The 25,813-nt window shown below is 35.3% G+C and carries 20 protein-coding genes, 11 tRNA genes and 4 pseudogenes; 27 read left to right on the top strand and 8 right to left on the bottom strand.

Annotated features, from left to right (window positions below):
• The first annotated feature begins 53 nt into the window (after nucleotides 1-53).
• The 10 genes from ACTYBU_RS00005 to ACTYBU_RS00050 all read left to right on the top strand — a co-directional run bounded on the left by ACTYBU_RS00005 (nucleotide 54) and on the right by ACTYBU_RS00050 (nucleotide 2,016).
• Nucleotides 54-129: transfer RNA gene (locus ACTYBU_RS00005), tRNA-Phe, on the top strand.
• Between the two features lie 9 nt (nucleotides 130-138).
• Nucleotides 139-222 (top strand) — tRNA-Tyr (locus tag ACTYBU_RS00010).
• Between the two features lie 10 nt (nucleotides 223-232).
• Nucleotides 233-306 (top strand) — tRNA-Trp (locus ACTYBU_RS00015).
• 11 nt (nucleotides 307-317) lie between these two features.
• Nucleotides 318-393, top strand: a tRNA-His gene (locus ACTYBU_RS00020).
• Nucleotides 394-434: 41 nt separating this feature from the next.
• Nucleotides 435-509, top strand: a tRNA-Gln gene (locus ACTYBU_RS00025).
• Between the two features lie 4 nt (nucleotides 510-513).
• A tRNA-Gly gene (locus ACTYBU_RS00030) sits at nucleotides 514-588 on the top strand.
• A gap of 10 nt (nucleotides 589-598) precedes the next feature.
• Nucleotides 599-672: transfer RNA gene (locus ACTYBU_RS00035), tRNA-Cys, on the top strand.
• A 34-nt stretch (nucleotides 673-706) separates the two neighbouring features.
• Nucleotides 707-792: transfer RNA gene (locus ACTYBU_RS00040), tRNA-Leu, on the top strand.
• 29 nt (nucleotides 793-821) lie between these two features.
• A tRNA-Leu gene (locus ACTYBU_RS00045) sits at nucleotides 822-903 on the top strand.
• A gap of 162 nt (nucleotides 904-1,065) precedes the next feature.
• Complete coding sequence (locus tag ACTYBU_RS00050; protein WP_445486423.1) at nucleotides 1,066-2,016, top strand: tyrosine-type recombinase/integrase; 951 nt, start codon at nucleotides 1,066-1,068, stop codon at nucleotides 2,014-2,016.
• A gap of 198 nt (nucleotides 2,017-2,214) precedes the next feature.
• Here ACTYBU_RS00050 and ACTYBU_RS00055 read toward each other — a convergent pair whose 3' ends face one another.
• Nucleotides 2,215-2,400, bottom strand: a complete 186-nt coding sequence (locus ACTYBU_RS00055; RefSeq protein ID WP_445486424.1) for a hypothetical protein — start codon at nucleotides 2,398-2,400, stop codon at nucleotides 2,215-2,217.
• Nucleotides 2,401-2,453: 53 nt separating this feature from the next.
• A complete protein-coding gene (locus tag ACTYBU_RS00060; RefSeq protein ID WP_445486425.1) occupies nucleotides 2,454-2,975 on the bottom strand; it encodes a hypothetical protein in 522 nt (173 codons plus the stop codon).
• 391 nt (nucleotides 2,976-3,366) lie between these two features.
• Between ACTYBU_RS00060 and ACTYBU_RS00065 the strand changes: the two are divergent.
• Nucleotides 3,367-4,487 (top strand): annotated as a pseudogene (locus ACTYBU_RS00065) (IS3 family transposase).
• 214 nt (nucleotides 4,488-4,701) lie between these two features.
• Here ACTYBU_RS00065 and ACTYBU_RS00070 read toward each other — a convergent pair.
• The 4 genes from ACTYBU_RS00070 to ACTYBU_RS00085 all read right to left on the bottom strand — a co-directional run bounded on the left by ACTYBU_RS00070 (nucleotide 4,702) and on the right by ACTYBU_RS00085 (nucleotide 6,570).
• Nucleotides 4,702-4,938 (bottom strand): hypothetical protein, encoded by a 237-nt coding sequence (locus ACTYBU_RS00070; RefSeq protein ID WP_445486426.1) that lies wholly within the window; start codon nucleotides 4,936-4,938, stop codon nucleotides 4,702-4,704.
• A 657-nt stretch (nucleotides 4,939-5,595) separates the two neighbouring features.
• Nucleotides 5,596-5,814: a hypothetical protein gene (locus ACTYBU_RS00075; RefSeq protein WP_445486427.1), complete on the bottom strand. Its 219-nt coding sequence runs from the start codon at nucleotides 5,812-5,814 to the stop codon at nucleotides 5,596-5,598.
• A 16-nt stretch (nucleotides 5,815-5,830) separates the two neighbouring features.
• Nucleotides 5,831-6,283 (bottom strand): hypothetical protein, encoded by a 453-nt coding sequence (locus ACTYBU_RS00080; protein WP_445486428.1) that lies wholly within the window; start codon nucleotides 6,281-6,283, stop codon nucleotides 5,831-5,833.
• A complete protein-coding gene (locus tag ACTYBU_RS00085; protein ID WP_445486429.1) occupies nucleotides 6,283-6,570 on the bottom strand; it encodes a helix-turn-helix domain-containing protein in 288 nt (95 codons plus the stop codon). The genes ACTYBU_RS00080 and ACTYBU_RS00085 overlap by 1 nt, the downstream gene beginning before the upstream one ends.
• Nucleotides 6,571-7,167: 597 nt before the next feature.
• Between ACTYBU_RS00085 and radC the strand changes: the two are divergent.
• The 15 genes and pseudogenes from radC to ACTYBU_RS00160 form a co-directional block, all read left to right on the top strand.
• Nucleotides 7,168-7,734 (top strand): annotated as a pseudogene (gene radC / locus ACTYBU_RS00090) (RadC family protein); the annotation flags it as partial.
• Between the two features lie 207 nt (nucleotides 7,735-7,941).
• A complete protein-coding gene (locus tag ACTYBU_RS00095; RefSeq protein ID WP_445486430.1) occupies nucleotides 7,942-8,520 on the top strand; it encodes a recombinase family protein in 579 nt (192 codons plus the stop codon).
• On the top strand, nucleotides 8,517-8,672 hold the full coding sequence (locus ACTYBU_RS00100; protein WP_445486431.1) for a hypothetical protein: 156 nt from the start codon (nucleotides 8,517-8,519) through the stop codon (nucleotides 8,670-8,672). Before ACTYBU_RS00095 ends, ACTYBU_RS00100 begins: the two co-directional genes overlap by 4 nt.
• A gap of 290 nt (nucleotides 8,673-8,962) precedes the next feature.
• Nucleotides 8,963-9,808 (top strand): hypothetical protein, encoded by an 846-nt coding sequence (locus ACTYBU_RS00105; protein ID WP_445486432.1) that lies wholly within the window; start codon nucleotides 8,963-8,965, stop codon nucleotides 9,806-9,808.
• Nucleotides 9,809-9,933: 125 nt separating this feature from the next.
• Entirely contained in the window at nucleotides 9,934-10,377 is a 444-nt protein-coding gene (locus ACTYBU_RS00110) for a hypothetical protein (protein WP_445486433.1), read from the top strand.
• A 182-nt stretch (nucleotides 10,378-10,559) separates the two neighbouring features.
• Entirely contained in the window at nucleotides 10,560-10,721 is a 162-nt protein-coding gene (locus tag ACTYBU_RS00115; protein ID WP_445486434.1) for a hypothetical protein, read from the top strand.
• 46 nt (nucleotides 10,722-10,767) lie between these two features.
• Nucleotides 10,768-10,842, top strand: a pseudogene (locus ACTYBU_RS00120) (hypothetical protein); the annotation flags it as partial.
• Nucleotides 10,843-11,149: 307 nt separating this feature from the next.
• Entirely contained in the window at nucleotides 11,150-12,040 is an 891-nt protein-coding gene (locus ACTYBU_RS00125; RefSeq protein ID WP_445486435.1) for a hypothetical protein, read from the top strand.
• A 4-nt stretch (nucleotides 12,041-12,044) separates the two neighbouring features.
• A complete protein-coding gene (locus tag ACTYBU_RS00130) occupies nucleotides 12,045-15,641 on the top strand; it encodes a DEAD/DEAH box helicase (RefSeq protein WP_445486436.1) in 3,597 nt (1,198 codons plus the stop codon).
• A 616-nt stretch (nucleotides 15,642-16,257) separates the two neighbouring features.
• Complete coding sequence (locus ACTYBU_RS00135; protein WP_445486437.1) at nucleotides 16,258-18,117, top strand: DNA methyltransferase; 1,860 nt, start codon at nucleotides 16,258-16,260, stop codon at nucleotides 18,115-18,117.
• 28 nt (nucleotides 18,118-18,145) lie between these two features.
• A complete protein-coding gene (locus ACTYBU_RS00140) occupies nucleotides 18,146-20,812 on the top strand; it encodes a DEAD/DEAH box helicase family protein (RefSeq protein WP_445486438.1) in 2,667 nt (888 codons plus the stop codon).
• A 422-nt stretch (nucleotides 20,813-21,234) separates the two neighbouring features.
• Nucleotides 21,235-21,294: transfer RNA gene (locus ACTYBU_RS00145), tRNA-Arg, on the top strand.
• Nucleotides 21,295-21,444: 150 nt separating this feature from the next.
• Nucleotides 21,445-21,523: transfer RNA gene (locus ACTYBU_RS00150), tRNA-Leu, on the top strand.
• A gap of 152 nt (nucleotides 21,524-21,675) precedes the next feature.
• A pseudogene (locus ACTYBU_RS00155) lies at nucleotides 21,676-22,655 on the top strand (tyrosine-type recombinase/integrase).
• Between the two features lie 183 nt (nucleotides 22,656-22,838).
• Nucleotides 22,839-23,255, top strand: coding sequence for a GNAT family N-acetyltransferase (locus ACTYBU_RS00160; RefSeq protein ID WP_445486439.1), 417 nt, complete (start codon nucleotides 22,839-22,841; stop codon nucleotides 23,253-23,255).
• Nucleotides 23,256-24,067: 812 nt separating this feature from the next.
• On the opposite strand, the gene ACTYBU_RS00165 is transcribed toward ACTYBU_RS00160, so the two are convergent.
• Nucleotides 24,068-24,721, bottom strand: coding sequence for a VOC family protein (locus ACTYBU_RS00165; protein ID WP_445486440.1), 654 nt, complete (start codon nucleotides 24,719-24,721; stop codon nucleotides 24,068-24,070).
• 263 nt (nucleotides 24,722-24,984) lie between these two features.
• Between ACTYBU_RS00165 and ACTYBU_RS00170 the strand changes: the two genes are divergently transcribed.
• The gene (locus ACTYBU_RS00170; protein ID WP_445486441.1) at nucleotides 24,985-25,140 is read left to right on the top strand and encodes a hypothetical protein; all 156 of its coding nucleotides are present in this window, start codon (nucleotides 24,985-24,987) and stop codon (nucleotides 25,138-25,140) included.
• Nucleotides 25,141-25,214: 74 nt separating this feature from the next.
• On the opposite strand, the gene ACTYBU_RS00175 is transcribed toward ACTYBU_RS00170, so the two are convergent.
• Complete coding sequence (locus tag ACTYBU_RS00175; protein WP_445486442.1) at nucleotides 25,215-25,604, bottom strand: tautomerase family protein; 390 nt, start codon at nucleotides 25,602-25,604, stop codon at nucleotides 25,215-25,217.
• Nucleotides 25,605-25,813: the final 209 nt, after the last annotated feature.

The following is a 25,813-nucleotide window of genomic DNA, read 5'->3' on the forward strand; positions in this document are numbered from 1 at the left end:
TGAGTGAAAGAGCTGACGAAGAAATTTGATGCTTAGCGAAAGTCGTAAATTAAGGCTCAGTAGCTCAGTCGGTAGAGCAAAGGACTGAAAATCCTTGTGTCGGCGGTTCGATTCCGTCCTGAGCCACCATCTAAAGATGGAGGGGTAGCGAAGTGGCTAAACGCGGCGGACTGTAAATCCGCTCCTTCGGGTTCGGCGGTTCGAATCCGTCCCCCTCCACCATTTATGATATAGGGGTATAGTTTAAAGGTAGAACAGAGGTCTCCAAAACCTCCGGTGTGGGTTCGATTCCTACTACCCCTGCCAATAAAATTATGGCGGATATGGCGAAGTGGTTAACGCATCGGATTGTGGCTCCGACACTCGTGGGTTCGATTCCCATTATTCGCCCCATATTTTCATAACAATACTTAAATAGTTGAATATATTATTAGTGGGCTATAGCCAAGCGGTAAGGCAACGGACTTTGACTCCGTCACTCGTTGGTTCGAATCCAGCTAGCCCAGCCATTTCGCGGAAGTAGTTCAGTGGTAGAACACCACCTTGCCAAGGTGGGGGTCGCGGGTTCGAATCCCGTCTTCCGCTCCAATTGTTTTATGGCGGCATAGCCAAGTGGTAAGGCAGAGGTCTGCAAAACCTTTACCACCGGTTCGAATCCGGTTGCCGCCTCCATTATTTGCTTATAAAATTATTTAAATAGTATTACGCCGGGGTGGCGGAACTGGCAGACGCACAGGACTTAAAATCCTGCGGTAGGTGACTACCGTACCGGTTCGATTCCGGTCCTCGGCATTTTAGACATTTTTAAAAATTATAAGCGCGCCGGTGTGGCGGAATTGGCAGACGCGCACGACTCAAAATCGTGTTCCTTCTGGAGTGTCGGTTCGACCCCGACCACCGGTATCAAATGGTCGAAAACCCAATTAAGTCAATGCTTTGAGCAATCAGAGTATTGGCTTTTTTGTTGTTTAAAGGACTAAAGTGGGTTGCAAATCGTGTGGACAACAACTTCGATTATTAAATGCCTTTAAGAATTTAAATATCTTAAAGGGAGTGTTATTGTAAATGGCTAAGATTCGATTACAAAGAGGAAAATATGAGAAATCGGTTAAAGAGTTATATGACGATTTTCAGTTAGAAAATAAGGTGAAGAACTTATCAGAAATGACGATTCGTTTCTATGAGCAAAACCTAATTCATTTTCTTCGCTATTTAGAGGGAATTGGTATTAGCAATGTAGGCGAAATCGAAAAAAAGATTGTTGATAGATTTATTTTGTTTTTAAAGAAAAAGGAATTAAAGGCTACAACAATTAACACCTATATGAGAGCTACACGAGCATTTCTTTATTTTGCAATGAGAGAAGATTATCTCAGGCAGTTTGAGATTAGCCTTATAAAAGCCGAAAAGGAACAAAAAGAGCCATACTCAGATGATGACATTAAGAAGTTAATTCAGAAGCCAAATATAAGAGAATGCGGCTTTGTAGAGCATAGGAATTGGGTGATGGTTAACTACCTACTAGAAACAGGCAATCGTTTGAATACTGTTCTAAATGTAAAGGTAGAAGACATTGACTTGGAGAATGGTATGGTAGTCTTAAATACAACAAAGAATCGAAAAGCACAGTACAATCCGATAAGCGAGTATATCGTCAAAGTCTTAACTGAATACATTAGAACATACAAGTTTCAAAAAAGAGATTTTCTTTTTATTAATGAGATAGGTGAACAAATGACAAGGAACTCCATGCAGCATACTATTCCTCGATACAATAAAAGAAGAGGAGTAGAGAAGACTTCTATTCATGCTTTTAGGCATACATTTGCAAAGCACTATATAACTAGCGGAGGGGATGCTTTTAAGCTTCAACGCTTGCTCGGTCATGCAACATTGGATGTTACTTTTAATTATGTAAACTTATATGCAAAAGATTTAAAAGAAGGATTTGAACAACATAGTATATTAGCAAATTATTCAAGTAACCCTAGAATGAATAGAGGAAGAAGAGGATAAGCATCATTATACAACACAGAAGGGCAAATATAACACCAGTTGGTTTTATCAGCTTTATTACTATAACTAATGAATGTTTTAGATATAGGGAGCCGTCTTCTTCTTAGAAAGCGGCTCCGGTTTATATAAATTATCGAAGAGTAATATAAATTGTTAACAAATTACTCCATGCCAATTGAAGGTGAGCTGGACTTACGATTATTCATTGTCCTCTAAATCCGGTTCTTCTGAATTAAAGTTTAGTACAGTGTCAACCTCTCTCATTAGTTTGTCTAACTCCTCTTGTTCCTGTGGAGTCCGTATCTTAGCTTGAAATTCGCTGCTTGTTGCTACTTCACTTAGTCTCTTCTGAATCTCCTTATGTTCTTCAAAAGATGGTATCATAGCTTGCTCTTGTTCCTTCTCTAACTTCTTCTGTTCATCCTTCCGCTGTTTTTCTATTTGTACTGTTGCTGTTTATGGGCAAGTTCTTCTCTTACCAGAACCAGATTGTGTGTTTCTAGGAAGGCCTGTCTTGCATAGTCGATGTCAGCTTTCAAATTATTTGTTACACAGGTGTGATGAACTGTACGGTAGTATTCAACATCCAACCATCTAGCCATATCTGTCAAATATACTTTCTTAATTTCAGCTCTAAATATGTGCATTGGTATCTTCTCGGCTGACGGGTAAATCTCCTTATACAGAGCAAGCTTATAGTTGATGAAGCTAGCCCATTGAGCGCGTGCCTGCTTGTCATACATGAAGGCTCTCTCTCCAGTTATCCAGCCCCCATCCCTTGTCTTCTTAACTCTATGGCTCTTCTTGTCCTCCGTACTTAAATAACTACAATCAAAAAGGTGTTTACGTACTCTTTTACATGTAGTATTTACAGCTTCTACGTTCATTCTGTGTTTCTCAGCCAGCTCACTTGTAATTTCAGTACTAAATCTAACAATAGTGTCATCATGTGTTTTCATTAAATCTCTGCGTTCAATTAGATAGTTAATGTAGTCTGCGCATACGGCTGTATAAGACATGGAGGGAATGAGCAGCAATCTCCAGAACTCAGGAGGGATAAGGAATGTGTAGATAGTCTTCTTTCCTTTTCCACTAGATATAACTTCCTACATCCCCATATTTGTAAGCTTATCTATTCTATCTTTAGCTGTCTGCTTTAAAGCATGGCGTTCACTCCAGCCGGTAAAATTCAGGTATGCTTCATGCATTAATGTTACTTTGTCCATTCTATACCTCCTAGCTTCTTTCTACAAAATCCCCCTTAGTTTGACCTGGATAGGCTACACTTAGTTGGACAGGTATTTTAAGGTCAAGTAGAATACGAATAAGACAATAAGAGGAGAATCTACTATGACCAAAAGAGCACGCCGAATTTTTACAGCGGAATTCAAACAACAAATGGTGCAACTATATCTGAACGGAAAACCAAGAAAGGATATTATTCGTGAATATGAGTTAACCCCTTCTGCGTTAGACAAATGGATTAAGCAACATCAAACATCTGGCTCATTCAAGGAAAGTGATAATTTAACTCCTGAACAACAAGAATTAAATAAACTTCGTAAAGAGCTAAAACAGCTACAGATGGAGAACGATATTTTAAAGCAAGCAGCGCTGATACTAGGACGAAAGTAAATGTGATCAAAAACAACCAGCACAAATATTCGATATCAGCAATGTGCAAAGTCCTGCAACTTCAAAGAAGTACCTATTATTATGAGACGAAAGAAAGGCTATCAGAAGACGAGATAACAACAAAAATCATCGAAATCTTTCACTTAAGTCGTCAAAACTATGGCACTCGCAAGATCAAGGTGGAGTTAAAAAAACAAGGATATAAGGTTTCCAGACACCGAATTGACCGTATCATGAAAGAACAAGGTCTAGTATCTTCCTATACAGTAGCACAGTTTAAACCGCAATCTACTAAGTGTAACGAGGCTAGCCAGCAAAACGAATGAAACCGTGAATTTGATCAAGAGAAAGAAATGACAGTGGTTGTAAGTGATCTAACATACGTAAGAGTAGATGGAAAGTGGCAATACGTATGTGTATTTGTTGATCTCTTTAATCGGGAAATTATTGGTCATAGTTGTGGTCCAAACAAAGATGCATCACTGGTTTATCGCGCCTTTTCATCGATCAAGAAAGACTTGCGTAAAATTCAGTATTTCCATACGGATCGGGGAAATGAGTTTAAAAATAAATTAATAGATGAAGCATTAGAAACATTTAATATTAAACGATCATTAAGCATGAAAGGCTGCCCTTATGATAACGCAGTAGCAGAAGCTACATTTAAAATCATCAAAACAGAATGTATTCGAAAAAGGCATTTTACTAGTTTAGAAGAATTATCTAGGGAATTATACGACTATGTGAATTGGTTCAATTACATACGAATTCATGGAACATTAGGATATTTAAGCCCAATTGAATATAAACTTGAACACCTTAAAAAAGTTGTCTAGTTTTGTGTTGACATACCAGAGACAAAAAAATAGCTCAAATTTCTCTGAGCAATAATGTAGTTGTGAATGGTTCCAACGACGTTACGAACCTTAGATCCACAAGGGTAAAGGGTGTAGTGGAAGCACCTAATTTGGTTCTTAAGTGTACATACAATCAAGTTATGAGAGCCCTAAAATCACAATATAGCATTCTACCTAAAATACAAAATCCTTACTACATTTCTAAAGAATTTAATAGGTTTCTTAACTCCTGAATAGATTTGTGAAACTCATCTTCTTTTCCATCTTCATAAAAGTCTTTCTTGTCCACCGTTTCAAGTAGAGCCTTTACCGCCTCGATTTTTAAATCATGTTTCCAGAATGCCATATCTGAAGTGCCTTCTACAGAAACACTCAATGTATTACCTTGTTCGTCAGACGATTCCATTTTAAAAGCTGTCTTTTCCGCCATATTAAAACCTCCATATATTTAGTGAAATCTCTATAATCAAACCTTAATTTAATAAACTCCGCTTGTCCATATGGAAACTAGAAATAATTTCACTATATAGGCAAAAAAATAGCTCAAATTCCTTAGGGCAGTAATATCCTTCCGAAAGGTTCGGATGACGTTTCATGCCCACCCCCCTCTCTGTAAGAAGCGAGTCGCAAATATGAGACACATTAAAAGGAGCAGCTAATCTGCTGCACAATATAAGAGCGTCAAATATGGCGTCCCTTTGTAAGCCTTCGGTTGGCCTTCGGCTTCTCACCATGCGCCATATGTAGAGAGTATTCGCTTATTCAGCACACACGCAAAAACCATAAAGGCGATAAGAGAAGCACATACCACAAGCCAGTCAAGGGTTGCTCGTACCTCGCAAAACTTTTTCAAACCGCTTCGCTGAAAAACTTCAAGCCCGTTGACAGCCTTGCCCTTTCCCGTTGTTGTCATCTTACCGACGGACACCAACTCAATAGGCAGTTAATAAGGCTTCCGTCAGTTCTTCTATTGTAACGGGAAAGGGAAGAGAGAGGACATACAAGGCTATTCCTTGCCCATATAAAACCTTGGGCTCTGCCCAAACCCGACCTCTGGAGCTTCCCCCTCAATAGGTAGGAAAAAACATTAATCACGCAGCAACCCATTAGGAGTAATGGAATAGCCATGTGCTAAGCGTTGTTGTACTGCATCATAAAAGACTGTTTTAGTCTTTGAAGGTTTTTCCCTATGGAGCATTTCAAGCCACATACAACGAAGCTCATTGGCTTCTCGTTGGCTTTGTGGGAGGTCAGGATTCATGTTTTGCTGTTTTAAGCGTTCAATTATCTGTTTATGGTCAGTCATTGTTAATCATCCTTTCTTATTTGTGCCATGTTTGGGCTAGTATTTTAGCTTCTCCACCTAATGCAGAGCGAGCATTCATCTTACTTGATTCAATGGCTTGTACCGCGGCTTGTCTCATTGTTAAGGCTCTTTGTGTATCCATGTAGTTACCGCCAAGTGTGCCTTGCAAGTGCTGCATATTCCATTGGTTAACCTTCTGTCTGTGAGTGTTATATAAAGCATCTCCTGCCATTGGTAATGTAGTAGCAGCTAAATGAGCCCCCATAACCCATGGAGCAAAAGCCCATAAAGCAGCACCAGCACCAGCTTTTAAGGCAGCCGTTCCAAAATCATCACCAGCACTCATATTCATAGCTGTGTCAAAAACAGCAAAAGCAGTGTTAGCCTTTGCAAATTTACTCATAGATTGCCTATTCATTGATTGAGTACCAGCAGGATTGCCGCCATGATGTTGTCTCCAGTTAGCCATTATTGCTCTATTTCTCCTACAAACTGTTTATCATGGTACATCTCATGGTAAAGGTAGGATTTTACACGCTCCAAGTATTTGTAAGGAACGCGGCGGCGGTTGTTCTCTATTTCCGATAGAGTAGAAACACCCATACCGAGAATGGCAGCCAATTCAGTTAAATTGAAGTTATCGTGAACTCGTTTAATTTTTAAACAGCGGTGTAATGGTAAGCCATCACAATACACTAAAACATGTTTGATTTCCAAAGCCCTAAGAAGGCTTTCTCTTTCTTCTTGAGTAATCATATATCATCATCCTTTACGGTAATTTATTAGGAGTTGCCGCCCCGTTAAGGATGGCTAGAGAGAGGAAACGAGGGGAGACCTCGACATAATACCTTGAACACTTGTAACATAACCACTTGATGACTGACTGTAAAGGGTTTTCTTCTACTTTTTAGAAATTTTAGATTAAATAAATTCTGATAAATGAAAGGAGGCGGTTGGCTCAAATATTACAATTGGATAGCAAAGAAGTTTCTGAATAAAAGGAGGTGATGCTATAAACGAAAGGCATAAAAAGGAATTCAAACACGTAATAAGGGGGTGTAATGCAAAAGGAAAGTAAGTGATTGGAGGAAAGTGAATGTTTGGTACAAAGAGCATATTTAATTGGAGCACTTGAATGCATTACGGCACTCTAAGGGCTGTTTTTTTTATGTGAAAAAAGATGAGCCGCAGGAACGAACTCATCAATAAAAAAATCAACTAACTACATCATACAGAAAAAGCTTATATCAATCAATTGGATGGACACTTTGTCTCTCCTTTTTTTATTTCAATTAAATGGAGGATTTAATAATGACAAACCAATAAGATAAATTAACTTTCAAACTTTTACTTGCTACTACGATCCGTGAAAAGGACGACAGCTATATTGTTAGTAAAATTTTCAGCCGCTTCCCATCAATTCAGGAGTTATTGGATGTTACTGAGGAAGAACTACTGTCTATTAAAGGTATCGGTAGAGTAAAAGCTCAACAGATTACCGCTGCATTAAGACTGGCGAGATTAAATCCAACCACAGCAGAAGAACGATTTGCTATCAGAAGCCCAAGGGATGCTTACAATTACCTTAAAGACATGCAGTATCTAAATCGTGAAGAATTTGTTTGCCTAGGACTTAACACCAAGAATGAAATTTTGTTTAGACAAACCATTTTCACAGGTTCATTGAATGCAACCATTGTGCATCCAAGGGAAACTTTCCTACCATTAATCAAGAGATGCTGTGCCAGTGCTATCTTAGCTCATAATCATCCTTCAGGGCAGCCAACTCCTTCAAGAGAAGATATAGAGGTTACCAAGCGGCTTGCGGAGGTGGGGAAAATAGTCGGCATAGAAGTCCTTGACCACGTAATAATCGGGCATGAAAAATACATCAGCTTAAAGGAAAAAGGGTACCTATAAGCAGTGCTGAGGGACTACCTGAATGGGTTTGTCCCCTTTCTATATATTCATTTAAGTATACTTTTACGAACAGTAAAGAAGGCATATAAAAACAGCGTTTTTCTTGTTCGTTAATGTTCAAAAATACTTTACGACTATTCACTAAGTTATAAGTACATTTTTGAATAGTTTATATAAATTAATAATGAAAATGGGGAGGAAAAGAAAATGAACATAAAAAAGTTTGGATATGTCCGTGTAAGCAGCAATGACCAGAACGAAGGCAGGCAAATTGAATCCATGAAGGCACAAGGCATTGAGGAAAGGGATATATTCATGGATAAACAGAGTGGGAAGGACTTTAACCGTGAAAAGTATCAAGCATTGAAACAATGTTTAAGGGAAGGCGATATTCTCTATATCCATTCATTAGACCGTTTCGGAAGGAACAAGGAAGATATACTCAACGAATGGCAACACATCACCAAGAATATTAAGGCAGATATTATTGTTTTGGATATGCCGCTTCTGGACACTACCAAGCATAAAGACAGCATGGGAACGTTTATATCCGACCTTGTTTTACAAATCCTTTCATGGATGGCAGACGAAGAACGGGAACGCATAAGAAAAAGGCAGCGTGAAGGCATAGACGTAGCTTTAAAGAATGGTACTCAATTCGGCAGACCTAAAGCGGAGCCAACAGATGAATTTTACCAGGCATACGGAAAATGGAAAGTAGGAATGAAGCGGACAACCTTTTATAAGATAGTTAGGGAGATTGAAGCGAAGGAGCAAGGAGCATGAAGCCGTTAAATCAAATAAATAAGGAGTATGAGGAGATTATTCAAGGGCAAGTAAAGGAGCCATACAGAAGTCGCAAATCGGCTGATTTATTGGATGACATGGCAACGTACCAGCAGCAAGAAATAAAGCATGAGAAAGCCAAAATAAAGTAGTTAAAGCCCAATATAGGAAAATCAGTATGAACAGGGATGTATTAACAACACTTCTTCTAGTCTCACTGACACTAACACACACCTAACAGAAAATGGATAAGCCCTTTAGTCATAAATGTAGTGATATCAATGGTTTGAGGGCTTATTTATCCTTGTGAGCACTTTATTTATGGAATACACCTGCTGATTCATCCTTGAGGGAATAGCGATAAAAAATCAAATTGTATAGAATCCTTGAAGGGATAACTTTGTAAGACCTCGAATGTAAAACAGGGTAAAGAGGTGAGAAAATGAACATTTTCCAGTATCAGGGGCAGGAGGAAGACCATTATACAAATATTTTAATGTGCATCTTAAAATATAAAAATTATTTAATCCTTCCCCAGTTTATTTATGGAGTAATACCAGAGGAATCCAGGGATTTTCAGTTTGCTAATTCATTGATACAAACTCGGACAAAAAATTGTCCCCAGCCACAAAAGCCTTATGAGTATATAATCGGGATTGCCCCTTATAAAAGCGGGATAACACACTCCGAGTTAGAAGACAACTCAGGTTCAATTCCAGACGCTTGGGTTTGCGGGAGCAACTTTAATTTACTTTTTGAATTTAAAATACGAGGTACATTGGACGAAGCACAAATATCGGCCCATAAGAGACTAATTAATAAAGAAAATATAGAGGTTATTCGCCTTACTTGGGATAAAATTATGGAAACCGTGGCAGCCATTCAAACTAATGATGAAGTACTTCGATTTCTTTTGCAAAACTTTTTGGAGCTTAAAAACAAATTTAAGTCTAAAAGGCGTTCTTCTGGAATGCCTAAAGAGATTATCAGCCATATAAATAGAAGTAATGAGCTTCATTTTATCATTACAGGAAGCAGAGTACATATGCCATACAAAGTTGAGATGGTATTTAATGAAAAAAAGGAATTACTAAGAGCTGATTTTACGGGCATTACTGCGGCTCGGAAATTTATTTCGCAATATGTATATCAAAATTGGAATTCACTTCCCATGGATTACATAGGAGATATTACTGAGATAAGTGATTATTGTGTTGCCCCTGGAAGAGCCGACAAAAAGAACCAATGGAATCAATGGAGGTTGGGTTCATATTTAAGTGTTTGTTGATTCAATAAGGGTGTTATAAAGAGCATTTAGTATAATATAAAGCAAAAAAAATTATTAATTTATGCTTGACCTTGCGGAATGAACTGGTTATTTTTCTTAAACCAGCTCAACGGAGGTCAATAATAATGGGATTATATAAACACGGATTATCAAAAACACGTATACATGCATTATGGAGAAAAGTTAGAGACAGGTGCAATAATCCAAATGCTTCGAATTACCAAAATTACGGAGGGCGGGCAATATCAATCTGTGATGAGTGGAATGGTGATTTCCTATGCTTTTATTCTTGGGCAATGTCCCATGGTTATCAAGAAGGATTAAGTCTAGAACGTATTGATGTAAATGGAAATTATGAGCCTGCAAATTGCAAATGGATAGAACCACGTGAGCAAAGCAGGAACAAGAGAGACACAATATATGCAGACATAAACGGTGTAACCAAGCCCTTGATTGAATGGTCTGAAATATATGAAGTACCATATAAAACTATAATGACCAGATGGTACAGGGGATGGCGAGGGACAAACCTCATTAAGCCATCAAAGGCAACAAGTAATGCATCTTGATTAACAATTACGAGCTTATCGAGGCCATCAAATAATTGATTGCTTTATATAGAAGTTATTTTTTGAAATTTTTCTGACTCGCAAGGTATATTCATTTATAAAGATTCACAGATGTTTGGCGGCCACCCCCTCTTTTTAAGAGGGGATTTTTTATTTACTAACTTGGAAAGGAGGTGAGATAAATGATTCGTCGAACCAAAAGGGCAATAATCGCAATAATTAAGAACAAAGGTGAATGGACAGGATATCTTGCTGTAAATAAAGTGCACCCAGCACATATTATCGAGTTAAATGTTTCTATAGTGCATCCAGGTGAAACATTTTTACCTTTAATAAAAATGTAGTTGTGCAAGTGCCAAAGTAGCACATAACCATCCTAGTGGGCAGCCAAATCCAAGTCGTGAGGATGTAGAAGGAACGAACCATCTAGCAGAGGTGGGAAGGTTGTCGGTGAAGAACTCCTAGACCATGTATAATTGGTCATGAAAAATACATCAGCTTAAAAGAAAAAGGATACCTTAAAAATTTAATTAAGAGTCAGTCAGATTTTGAATGTCTCCCGCAATGCAACTTTAAAACCATCGAGTAATGGAAATCTCTCTCCTTTGTGTATTAAAAGCATAATTTGAAAATACTTTACAGGTAAAACTAGTAAAGAAAAATAGATAAATAAAGTTTTTTGGAAATATTGTATTAAATTTCTAGTATTTCAATTAATATATGTAATAATTTACTAGTAGGAAGAAAAAATTATTATATGAGGTATAAAACAATGATTAAAACTAAAACTATTAAATCAAAAGAATTGCCATTATGGCTCCTTAATAATGTTAATGAGACAAATGATAAAAAGTACAGACATCGCTTACTAAAAGAAAATAATATAAAGCGAGTAGATGCAATTGAGGAACTTAGAGGGATTTTCGAAGAAGCTCATAATGATGCTAGATTACGCCTAAGAAAAGTGTTAAGTATATCTCTGCACCCACTTGAAAATGAAGAAAGTTTTGACCCCGCTGAGGGATATCCAGAACTATTTGATATGACTACCCTTAAAGGTTATTTTGGAGAAGTTTTTGCAGGTTTAATTGCTGAGAATTTCTTTCCATTTGAAGAGAAGGGATGGAGAGTCCCCGCTTTTTCATTTAGATACCATGAGATTGCATTTGACCAATTGGAAATGTACAGGCTTACTGGAAAGAAACTTAATACCATTCCAGGTAGAACTGGTGACGACTGTTTAGCCTTTGTTTTGGATAACAAAAACAAGATTGTTAAAGTGCTTTTTTGTGAAGCTAAGTGTACAGCCAGTCATCATGAAAGCATGATTTCAGATGCCCACAATAAAATAAGTAGCGAAAATCTAATACCAGTGGAAATCAGACGAATAATTGACATTTTGAGTGACTATGGTGACAGTGAATCGTTAATATGGATTCAATCATTACGCGAACTATATTTAAATGGTCAACAGTGTGAAAGATATGACCTAGTGAGTTATGTTTGCGGGCAGTCTCCTGTGAGACCTAAAACGAGGAAAAGTTGGATTCCGTTAGATACACCTCACCAAAAATACCTGGGGGAAAGGAAACTGGAAGCTGTTGAAATTCATTTAACTGACGTGGAAGACTTGATTAAAGAAATTTATAGAAAGGTTGATTAACTAAATGGCGAAAAATGATGATGAAGTAAGAGACTTATTTAGGGAAATTAGACATCAAATTAATAAAAATATACTTCCTCCTTCTGTTGCCAAATTATATAGTCAATTTACTAGACTTAGTATGAAACAGCCAGGATTAAAAGGGTGGAAAAATGAAGAGGAATTTTCCAATCGTTTAAATGATGCTGTGTCTCTAGTTGATGCAGGCTTATTCGAAAAAGATTCCGATGGTCAAGAGTGGAGAGGACTATTAAAAAGAGCTGGTGAAATATTAGAATGGTTATCTCATCCAACATTAAATTCTAATCAGTTACCACTTAGATTGCTGTCAGCATCAGCTTATCAATTAGCAGGGTATCCTGCTCTTGCTATGGGCTTATTAAAAACAAATTCGATTGAAACAAATGAATCCCTTTTGCTTGGTGCTCTATTAAAAGCTGACTTCCAAGAGCTAATGAACCTGCTAATAAAGTATTGGGAATCTGAAAAAGATGAAATAAAGCCAATAGATAACTATTCTATGAGTATCCATCATTGGATAATCAATGAAACTGTCAGAACTCTTGGAATTATTGCTGCTTACATACGTTGGGGTGATGACGGTAGAGTTGAAAAAGCTAAGGAAAAATTTATAGCAATAACTAATGTAGCATTGGATGGAAAAGACCCTTATTCATGGTTACTAGCAAAATTGTGTGGTGAAGTAATCTTAGAATTTAGCAAAAATTCATTGAGACGTCATGTAGGAGAGCTTTCTATTAATACACAACAGGCGGGACGAGAGGCTTTTCAAAGGTATTTGCGAAATAATTACTTAGAGGGTAAGTCATTAGCGTGGTATTCACAGATTAAAGGAATTGAGAGATTAAAGAAAGACGAATCTTTCGCTCTTTGTACTCCAACAGGTTCAGGGAAAACAACAATAGCGGAATTAGCGATTATTCAAAGTTTGTTTAGGCCTAAAAAGAACAATGTCGACACACCAACCGCAATTAATATTATGCTAGGGTCTGCTCCTATAGTAATGTATTTAGTACCTTCACGAGCACTTGCAACAGAAGTAGAAAATAAAATGGCAAAGGTACTTAATAACCTTAGTGAAAGTCCAATAAAAGTAACAGGATTATACGGTGGTCTTGATTGGGGGCCTACTGATGCATGGATAACTTCTGATGAACCAACAGTGCTGATATGTACATATGAAAAAGGAGAAGCATTACTAAGATTTTTAGGTCCATTATTCTTAAATAGGGTTTCATTAGTTGTAATTGATGAAGCACATTCTGTTCAATTTGATGGAAGATATGAAACTTTAATCACGACAGATAATCGTGGGTTACGTTTAGAAATGCTCGCTAATCGATTAATCTATAATCTGGAACAAAGGAAAATTATTGCCTTGTCAGCGGTAGCTGATGGTGGGATTCAAGAATTATCAAACTGGGTATCAGGAGTATTGGACTCAGAACCTGAAGTTACTCCTTATAGAAGTACGAGGCAATTAATTGGGCGACTTGAATGGATATCAACTGGTAACTTTGAAATTAGATATGACCTACTTAACGGAAGCAATTTAAATTTCTCTGAAAAGGGAGAAACAAATGATGTTCCTTTTATTCTAAATCCATTTGATACTTTCCCTAAATTATTCAGTGAATTACCAAAAAAGTATACAAATCAAACTGTTGGTAAAAGACAACGTCCATATTTATTTTGGGCTGCATTACAAATGGTTAATCCTGACGACCAAGGAAATCAACACACAGTATTAATCTCAATACCTCAGAACATAAGTGGCTATGCAGAAGACTTTGTATTTTTTTTTGAAAAAATATTGAAGGGAATAGAAATTCCAAAATTTTTTACTCCTCCGACCGAGCAGAACAAAGCTATGTTATGGGAAAAATGCATACGGTCATGTGAAGATTATTTTGGAATAGATTCATTTGAATACAAACTTCTGCAAAGAGGTGTTGTAGTACATCATGGAAATATGCCTGGTTTAATGTCTAGGCTTCTAATTGAAGTTATTAATGAACGGATTGTACATTTAGCTTTAGCAACTTCAACACTTTCTGAAGGAATTAATCTCCCCTTTGAAACAGTCATTATACCTACAATCATAAGGAACGGAGAACCACTTGGTGTTTCAGAATTTAAAAATCTGGTAGGAAGAGCGGGACGCCCTGGTACGGGAACAGAGGGAAAGAGTCTAGTAATGTTAGAAGCAGCTGGCTCAGATTATAGTTCACAAAATGCACGTAGGCAATATAATGCCATTATAAATGAATTAACTAACAATAATAAGCAAATTAACTCGGGTAAAAGTAAAAGTCCTCTTGCAGAATTAATTAGATACCTAGCAGAAAACTGGGCTAAACTAACTAAATCTAAGTCTATAGATGAGTTTTTAGATTGGTTAGAAGTTACAAGTCCCTTGAATAATGAATCTCCTATAGAAGTAGAAGGAGAATCATTATTCATGTCTTTGGATTCTTTAGACAGCATATTACTTCCAACAATTGTGGAATTTGAGCAGATGGAGAACATAGAAGGTAATATAGTTAAAAGGAGTCAAATTGAGGAGCATCTTAAAAGTGTATGGCAGAGAACTTATGCGTATTTTACTAATTCAAAAACCGAAGAAATGAAAAATGTTTTTTCTAGGAGAGGCGGAGCAATTTTTGAAAAAATATACCCTGATGAAAATATAAGACGGCGTTTTTACCGTACCAGTTTATCGCCACGAAATGCTAATCAATTAATAGAGGAGTATCAGAATATTAATGAACATTTAAAGGATGGGATTGATTATGCAGGATGTTCATCTGAAGAGAAAATTGCTTATATCTCAACAACAATAGAAAAAATTACAAAATTAAATAAGTTTCAAATACCTAGTAGCGAAGGAAAAATAGACTATAAAGAAATACTTCATTGGTGGTTAAGCCCAAGTACTACAAATAGTAAACCAAATAGTAAGCAAAAATCTAAATGGATAAGATATATAAAAAGGAACTTTGAATACATATTTAACTGGGGATTAGGGAGCGTTATTTCTTTATCAATTGATGATGCGCATGGAAATTCGCTGAGAGAAACGAAAATTGAGGATTGGCCAGAGACAGGATTACCTTGGATTGTTTTTTGGTTAAAAGAATTAATTGTATGGGGTACATTAGACCCTGTTGCAGCCTATTTAATGGCTCATGGAATAGACTTTACTCGTTCTGATGCAGAGGAAAGGGCATTGGATTATTATAAAAATGTTTCTGTTTTTGACTCAACAGATGATGTATTAAACGCTTCTAAAATTAGAACATGGGGAGAGGGCTTTATTTCAAAAAGTAAAAATAAGAGTCCATTACGAGTACAACGTAATATCAAAGCAGTGTTATCTCAAAACTTTAATAAAGCTCAGAAAAAAGAATGGAGAGTGCTTCCTTTACTTGTAGGGGAAATGATTAGTTGGATAGACCCAGCAGGCTATGAGTTAGCAACATCTTCAATTCCTGAAAACTGGACTAATGATGTTTTGGAAAAATACGATTTTGTATTAGATACTAGTGAATCTATTATTATTACTTCAAATTATATATAATGAGCATCATTCAGTATAATCCCAATTCAGATGGAACATATGAAGATAAGGCTTATTAATAGGGACATTTAATATTGCAAACTATACGATACGCAAACTATAATAAAACTGTAGCGACTACGATAAAACTGAACTAGATAACTTGATAAATCCGTTTGGGAGTGAAGATAAACGTTGATTTGCGGGCTTTCTTGCGATTGTGTACCCATTTGAATTAACGATACAGTCTTCAAAACCGCTGAGCACATAATTATTATAAAAAGATTAAACAGCGGGTATATAAGGTAGCTCAGCTGGATAGAGCAACGCCCTTCTATGGCGTCGGTCACTTTAAAAGCAATAGTGACTTGCTATAATTAAATAGATTTATTTACAAAAAAGGAGAATTGCCAAAAGAAAAAAGAATACCATTCAGAACTTTTGATAAATCTTGCTATTGCAAGAAAAGAGAGGGTTACTCCCTAGCTAATGCTGGTGAGGTAGCTCTTTCTTTTTTTATATTAAAAATATTACACCTTCCTTCTATATGCGTTCATTTATGTTATAATGTAAAATTTCGCTAGTTTTATGTTATCTTTAATATTAAGGTGAATTTTTTTTGAATAGGAGAGAAGTCATGCAAAATCTATTAAATGAGTTTATTCAAGTAATTAAAAGTGATGAACGCTTGGTAATTGATGGATTAGTGAATAAAGCTAAAATTGAGGATTTAGCACTAAACCTTGATTCAGCTTTCTTAAATTTGTTATTGGAACATGATGGACTTAAAAAGCACTTCTTCCAAGAAGTAGGTAGTGTTTTGGTGTTTGATAAGGTGAAATTTCAACGCTTTATTACCAATAAGTCTTTCCTTTCAGATAGTTACACTTCTTACAAAAATAAAATTGGCTTACTTAACACAGAAAACCAATTCATATCTCAGTCTAAAAATGTTTCATTAGTGTTTCCTCATAAGGATTGTGTTCTTGAAGGTGGACAGTCTGAAGAGGAAGCAAAGAGAAGCGAAGTTTTTTGGAATGAGCTTCTTGCTCCAGACCAGATTGACCAATTATTAGCACCAAAGGTATTGACCAATTTCAAGAGATATGACGAAAACGGTATTCATGAGGTCGAAAATATTTCAATCAAAGATAACTTTTTAGTAAGAGGAAATAACTTATTAGCTTTACATTCTTTGAAGGAAGTTTATGCTGGACAAGTAAAAGTCATATATATTGACCCTCCATATAATACTGAGAATGATACTTTCATGTATAACGATACTTTTACTCATTCTACATGGCTCACTTTCATGAAAAATAGACTGGAAATTGCTAAAAAGCTTTTAAGACCAGATGGAGTCATATTTATAAATACTGATGAAATAGAGCACGCTTATTTAAAGGTTCTTTGTGATGAAATTTTTGATAGGGAAAACTTTGTTGGCGACCTCATATGGAAGAAAAGAAAAGGTGGGGGTAATGATTCAACTTACCTAGCTTTAGACCATGATTATATTCTTGTTTATGCAAAAAACAAAAGTAAAGATGTTCATAAGAAAAAGTGGAGGGTTCCATACACCCCAGAATACTTAAAGAGATATAGAGAAACAGATGAAAATAATGGTCGGAGATTTTACTGGGATACCCTTTCAAGAGACGGATTACAAAATCCTATTGTTGTAGAGGTTGAATGTCCAGACGGAACTATGATTACTATAAATTCTCAGAAGTCAGCTAACACGATTAGGGAAGAGCGAGAGAGTGGTTTAATTAGGGTTATTGAGACCAGAAATGGTTGGACAGTTCATCACAGAGTCTATGAGCCAGAAGAGGGAAAGGTTTTACGTTCAATATTAGATGATGTAGGCACTAATAAAACAGCTAAAGACGAGATAGAAGCATTGTTTAATGATGATAAAGCTTTTAAACACCCTAAACCAGAACAATTATTACAAACACTTATAGCTTTAGCTTCAGAAGAAGGCGACCTCGTTATGGATTTTTTTGTTGGTAGCGGAACCACAGCTGCTGTCGCTCATAAGTTAAAAAGACAATATATTGCAGTAGAGCAGTTAGATTATATTGAAGATATTACAGCTAAAAGATTGCAAAAAGTTGTTGAAGGAGAACAAGGTGGCATTTCAGTAGAATTTAATTGGAGCGGTGGAGGTTCTTTTATTTACTGTGAACTAAGAAAACTAAACCAGCTCTGGGTAGATAAGATTGCGGAAGCTAAACAAGAAAATGAATTACTTGATACATGGCACAAAATGCAAGAAGAAGCTTTTTTAAGCTATAAAATTAACCCAAAAGATATTGATGAAAATATAAATGATTTTGAAGAGCTTTCATTTGATGACAAAAAGAAATTCTTAATTGAGGTTCTTGATAAAAACCTTTTATATCAAAGTTATTCAGAAATTGAAGATGAGGATTTTGAAATTAGTGAGGAAGATAAAATACTAAATGAAAAATTCTACTCATTAAAAGACTAATGATATTAGGGAAGTTAGGAGTTAAAAAATGAGTAATGAGCAATTTGAGCTATTAAATAATCTTAATTCGTTAAAAAAAATGGACATGCTCCCTAAAGAAATACCAGATTCAATTCTTCAAAATATTAACCCTAAATTTGAATTGAGAAAATATCAAAAAGAAGCTTTTTCACGATTTATGTTTTATATGGAAAAGTACAATAGACGAGAAAAGCCTTCCCAATTACTTTTTCAAATGGCTACTGGGAGTGGAAAAACACTTATAATGGCAGGCTCTATTTTATATCTATACGAGCTTGGTTATAGGAATATTATTTTCTTTGTTGATAGTACAAATATAATAGAAAAAACTAGAACGAATTTTTTAAATGAAGAGTCAAGCAAATATCTTTTTAATAACCGTATAAATATTGGAAGTAGAATTGTTACTATCAACGAGGTGGATAATTTCCAAGGGGTTAATGAGAATGAAATAAATATTCATTTCACTACTACACAAGGCTTACACACAAGAATGAATAACCCTAAAGAAAATTCAATAACCTATGAGGATTTTATTGACCAGAAAATTGTCATGCTTTCAGATGAAGCTCACCATTTGAACGCAGAAACAAAAGCGGTAAAGAATAAGAAGCTTACTCAAAATGAATTTAGGGAAGTATTGAGCTGGGAAGGTACTGTAAATAGAATTTTCATGTCAAATAAAGAAAATTTACTATTAGAGTTTACAGCCACAGCGGATTTGTCCGAGCAAGTTATAGCTAACAAATATAAAAATAAGCTTATTTATGATTACAACTTAAAAAAGTTTTATTTGGACAAGTTTTCTAAAGAGGTTAAGGTTCTCCAAGCTAACTTATCTACAATAGAAAGAGCTTTGCAAGCGATAGTTTTAAGCCAGTATAGATATAAGCTTTTTGCTGACCATAACAAAATAATTAAACCAGTCGTTATGTTTAAAGCAAATTATGTCAATCCACCAAAAAGACGAGACGAAAATACAATTGTCTCCTCAGAGTTTAAAGAGGAGTTTATTGAAAAAATCGAAAATCTAAATGTGACTGATTTGCAAAAAATTAGAGATAACGCTGAAGAGGATTCAATTATAAAGAAAGCATTTAATTATTTTGACCAAAGTGGTACAACTCTTGAAAATCTCGTTATACAGCTCAAAACAGCTTTCTCTGAGGATAAATGTATTTCTGTTGATAGCTCTTCAGAAAACAAAAGCAATCAAATTATTATTAACTCATTAGAGGATAACGATAATCAAATTCGTGCTGTGTTTGCGGTAGACGCATTAAATGAGGGTTGGGATGTCTTAAACCTTTTCGATATAGTTAGACTTTATGACACTCGTGACTCAAGAAATGGACAAGTAGGCAAAACAACTATGGCTGAAGCTCAGTTAATTGGTAGGGGAGCGAGAAATTGTCCATTTCAAATAGATAGCTCACAACCCTTGTATAAACGGAAATATGATGATGATTTAAAAAATTCACTTAGGGTATGTGAAGAGCTTTATTACCATAGCTCACACAACCCAAGGTACATACAAGAATTGAATAAAGCACTTGATACGATTGGTATTAAACCTTCAAATACTGTTGAGCGAAATTTTATATTGAAGGAAGAGTTTAAGAAAACCGACTTTTATAAACTAGGTGTCATTTGGGTGAATGAGCTTAAAATAAGGGATAACTCAGAGATTGTTGGATTAGCAAATAAAATCAAAGAGAAAACCTTTAAGTTATCATTAAACACTGGTTTCACTTCCGAGGTTATTTTAATAAGGGAAAGCGAAGAACTTGAGCAAGATTATGAGGTAGTTGAAAAAACTGAAAAGGAACTAGGCTGGTTTGGAAAGTCGATAATCCGAAAAGCATTACAAAGAAATTCTTTTTATAAGTTTTCCAACTTGAAAGGTCATTACCCTAACTTAAAATCCATTAGTGAATTTATAAGCTCAAAGGAATACCTTTCAAAACTTAGAGTTGAATTAACTGGAACGAAAAAGCAATTTATAAATTTAACCCCAGAACAGAAGCTTAATATTGTTTCAAACGTTCTTGAAGATGTTTCAAAAGATATTGGTAAAGAAACAAACAAAAAATATGGTTCCAAAACATTTATTGCTCATGGTATCAAGCATGTTTTCAAAGATAAAATATTAAACTTCAATTTGTCAGATGGTGAAGATGGTGAAACCGGCTTTCCAATGAAAGCTCCAAAAGTAGCTTCAAATTATTTAGATTTAAGTACAGAAGAGTGGTACGCATTTGAGGAGAATTTTGGCACTTCAGAAGAGAAAAAATTGGTGCTGTTTATTAAGTCAGCTTATGAGGAATTAAAGAAAACATACTCAGAGATTTATTTGTTAAGAAATGAAAGACACTTTAAATTATACAGATATTCAGACGGTAAAGCAGTAGAGCCAGACTTTGTACTATTCTTATCTAAGAAAGATGATAACAAACAAATTATATATCAAGTCTTTATTGAGCCAAAGGGTGGTCATCTTTTGGAAAAAGACGCTTGGAAAGAAGAGTTTTTACAAGAAATTAAAAATGATTATGAGGTAAAGACAATTTTCCAAAATAAAGATTATAATTTAATTGGCTTACCTTTTTATAACTCTGAAGATGTGAATAAAAGAGACGAATTTAAAAATGAATTTAACAACCTATTGAGTTAGCTTAATGCTAGCTCTCTTTTTTTTATAAAATCAGAGCCACCTCAAAGGGTGTCGCAGAGAAGCTCTCTGTTGCATTTATCTTTTATGGGGTGGATAACAAATCTCAAAATCATGTTCTAGTACCGTGGGATAAGTGGACCTGTGTTAGACAGGTTAATAAAATGGCGTCGGCCAATATTTAGGGACCTTTTAAAGAGGGTCCTTTTTTGGTTGTAGGAGAAATATAAGGGAGTATTAGTCGCTTGGACAACGGCGGGCGGGATAAACTCATAGTTGATTCATCTTCTTGTGTGTCAAATACACAGATGCTTTAGTTGTTGAATTACAAAGAATGTGCCATTATAATAGAAAATAAGTCAATCGGTCTAAGTTCGAAAAGTGACCGTTATACATAAAGGCTAATAAATAGCGTCAGTCTCAGTAGCACAGCTGGATAGAGCAACGCCCTTCTAAGGCGTCGGTCGGGAGTTCGTATCTATCCAGCAAGGCTTTCATTAATAAGGTTGATATATAATAATGATTATTGACAATAGTTTGGAATTTTGATTAACTTCATATCAAAGGTATTTAATAATCGTATGGACAATTAGATAATTAGCATTGACTAAAACTACTGTAAACATTGATATACCAACTGTGTGGCGGAAGTGGCAGACGCGCACGACTCAAAATCGTGTTCCTTCTGGAGTGTCGGTTCGACCCCGACCACCGGTATCAATAAATTGCTTGCCAATGCGATGAAATCAACGTTTCTTACACTTTGTAAGAAACGTTTTTTATTTATTTCAAATACGATTCTTATAAAAATATCGTGTACATAAAATCGTGTGCGTACCCTGTCATAAATAAGGAGGAATTAAAATATGGCAAGGCGTACAAATGAATTATCAATTAAAGAATTATCCGTTAACAACTCACCAAAGGTTGTAAAAGAAATTGATTTCAAAACCGCTTTTTCCTTATTTGTTGATGATTGCCAAATCAGAAATCTAAGACCGCAAACAATCCAATATTACAGAAATGAATTATCTGTATTCTTCAAATTCCTAAGAGAACAAGGCATAAATCCCTCATTAGACACCATTACAAAAGAGCATATTAAGCGTAATGTCATTCTTTTTATGAAAGAGATGGGATTGCAGACCGTCACCATTAACACTCGTTTAAGAGCCATTAGAGCATTCTTTAATTTCCTTCAACGTGAAAGACACATAAAAAACAATCCGCTTACCGATATTCAATTACTCAAAGACCGTAGAAAAGTAGTTGAAACCTTTACACACGAAAAACTTCAAACGCTTTTTAATCAGCCGAATTTGCGTTCCTTTGTAGGTGTGAGGGATTATACACTTTTATGCTTTTACTGCTTGAAACGGGCGTGCGTGTGAGCGAATTGGAAGGGGTTTGTGTACAAAATATTTTATGGAACGAATCTAAACTTCATATTCGGAATACAAAGTCGTATAAAGAGCGTATAGTACCGATACAAACCAAAATGAAAACGCAATTACAGAAATATATACAAATTCGTGGTGTAATGGAAACCGATTCTTTGTTTGTCACACTTGATGGTGAGCCGATGTCAAAAAGGCAATTCCAGAACAGAGTGAAATTTTACGGAAAACAAGCGGATATAAAAGGGGTTAGATGCTCCTGCCATACGTTTAGACATACTTTTGCAAAGTTGAGCGTTAAGAATAGAGCAGGAATTTTTGAGTTACAACAAATTTTAGGGCATACAAGTATGGAAATGGTAAGAGTGTATGTGAATCTGTTTAGTGACGATGTAATGGATAAACATAGACCCTTTTCACCTTTAATAAATTTAAAAATAAGGATGTAATGGTGTATAATAATGATTTATTATTTTATTTCCTTTGTTATAATATTCAAACGATGGTATAATTTTCTACAATTGATGAAAAGGAGAGGGATAACATGGAGCTAAATTCTTATAAAGAAAACTAATTATGGTGGTTATGCCTTTCAATAACCACCAATTTTATAAGATAGGTGGTTGGTAAAAATGACTAATAAAAATTATGAAGTTGTTAATCGTCCCCCAACTGTTGAGGAACATAAATTTTTGTGGGAATCCGTAGGATGGGGAACAGTGGATATATATAGCAGTAAACATTCAATTGAAAATTCTGTGTATGCTGTTGTTGCAATTAAGAACGAAAAAGTTATTGGCATGGGGCGTATTGTTGGTGACGGTGCGATGTACTTCTATATTCAAGATGTTGCAGTATTACCAGAGTATCAAAACAGTGGTGTAGGTAAAAAAATAATTGAACGGTTACTAGAATATATAAATAATATTAAGTCTGGTGCAGTTTTTGTTGGTCTTTTCGCATCACATGGTACGGATAATTTTTACGAACAGTTTGGATTTAAAGACCATTCTCCAGAGATGACAGGTATGTTCACTGTTTTTAGTTAAATAAATTGGTTTTCAATCCTTCATTAATTAAATGGAGAAGGATTTTTTTGTGTTTTTTGTAAAGAAAGACCATGCTTACACAAAAAATAATTGATTTTAGGATAAAGAACAGATATGTGTTTTAATATATACATTATCTTAGGAATATGTTGTAATTTGTATTTATATTAACTATAATTTAGTAAATTTTAATAAAATTTGTAATTTACTGGGGGTTATAGAAGTGCTTTCTTTTGTGATAATAATCACAGTAGCTATTATATTTTCTATCATATGCTCTATAGGATTAAATGCATTAAATAAAAGTATGTTAAAGTTATTTCTTCCAATTCAAAGATTAACAAGTAAATTTAAGAGAAAAAAGTTATTAAGTAACATAACTTTAATTATGTTTATTACTATTAGTATTGGTTTAAGTGATTACTATAAATTAAGTGATATTAGTTATGGGTTGTTATTAGGTTTCTTTTTTGCATTGAAAGATATAATTTTTGATAAATTAATATTGGAATAGATATAAGAATAGAGTAGGATAAGGCGGCTAACCTTTGACCACAATTTAGTTTTTATTCTGTTTTATTCGGTGCTTAATTCTGATTTTGATTTTGGCAGTGAGGTAAAATAGACTGGCGCACACGATTCAAAATCGTGTTCCTTCTGGAGTGTTGGTTCGCCCCGACCGGTATCAAAGAATAAGATTTTAAACCGTTTCTCATTTGTGGGAACCGGTTTATTTGTATATAAATATTTGCACGTATTAGAATATCCGCATAGTGTGTATGTACGTAGATTCTAGCACTAAAAAAGAAACATCACAAAGTACTAATAATCCCTCTATCCGTATGAATAACAACCGGGGTTGCAACAGAAACTTTATTTGAAAATATCCACCTTCTTCCTAGTGGTCCTAAAATAATGAAGGCCCCTTCTTCATACTCACCCATAAAATTCAAATAAGTGTCATAGTATAGCTGCCTGTTATTGCGGACAGGAATCCCCAGGGTTTGAATTTGTTCTGCGTATTTTTCCAGTTCATTAGTGGATAAGCCGATTTCGCTTATTGATAAGACATTACTGGTTGAAAATACTTTAGCAGCTGATGTAGGTGAAGTCTCTACTCTAGCAATATACTCCACTATATTTCCAGCTGGATCTTCCAAATAACATGCATTTGCTTTTGTTATTCCTTCAAAATAGACCTCATCTTCCCTATCTTCTTTTAACAGTTCCACCCGTTCTGCGAGCCATGTTTTTGCCTGTTTAAACAGGTTGCTATGTATATTAAAAGCGAAATGATAATAGTGATTATTCATTTCATCTTTATGAAATTCGAGTACACTTTCACCGATTTGAAAGGAAGCGCTGTTGCCAACATAGGATATTAGCTTGAATTGAAGTGTTTGTTCATAAAATTGAACCGTTTTTTCAAAGTTTGATATATATATTTCCACTTTGTTAATTATCATTAAAATTCCTCCTTATGAAAATTATGACAAAAATTTGATTGTTACACCATATATTTGCTTTCCAATACGAAGGGAACTGCCCTCTACCCTCTATCCTCATTCAAGAAGCTAGAAAACTCGCACTTAGTCGATATGAGGACTGGAAAAAGAATCAGAAAACGAAAGGCTTTCCTTCTTTTCACAGAAGAATATCCATTCTATTTAATAACCAGAATTGGAGGTTAAGACAGGATAATGGTTATCTTAAGTTGGGGATTCCTACCATGGAGAAAGGGAATCTTACAATAGATAAATACGTTCCTTTAAAGACCAATGCGTATACTCTTTTTTGGATTGGTTTTCTTTTGACGGGAGAAATGGACAAAACCTCTTCCTTCTTTCAAGCATCCTATGACAATATTTCTATATTGCCATTATAGTAACTAGGGTAAGCAACAGGAATTATCTGTTGTTGAGAAAACCAATGATTACACAAGGATCATTGGTTTTCTCTTTACAGCTTTCCTGTGAAAATTTGGGCTTCTCCTAAACCGAAGCTCCAATCGCTTTCACTGTTTTCTGTGATGGATACCATTAGGTCTTCCGGTGAGATGCCGCATTCTTCTTGCAGCTTTTCAGCTAATAGACGGTATAATGCTTGTTTTTGTTCAGGTGTTCTTTTTTTGCTTGTGACGCTTATTAAGACAAGGTCTTTGCTTCGGATAAACCCTAAGCCTGTATCCTCAATAATCATTTCATGTTCAGGATGTTGATGGACAATTTGATAACGATCTCTTTCTGGAACGCTAAATGCCTCCAGCATTGCTACATGAGCAGCATCTAATAATTTTTTAAGCTCTTCTTTGCTGCGGCCTTCTATTAAATCAAAACGTAATAATGGCATATAACAACATCCTCTCTTAATAAATCATCTACACTTAACTATTATTTTACCTATAAATGCCTTTTGTAATAGAATGAGGAGAATATCACTTTAAAAATTTTTGGCTTTTGTTTTACAATAAATAAAAACGGTTCCGACCATCACCTAAGGGAATGTTTTAATGGGTAAAGAGAGGTACAAGCACTTTTTGAAAAGCTGGAGGCAGATAA

It is taken from the genome of Niallia sp. 03133, assembly GCF_052663225.1.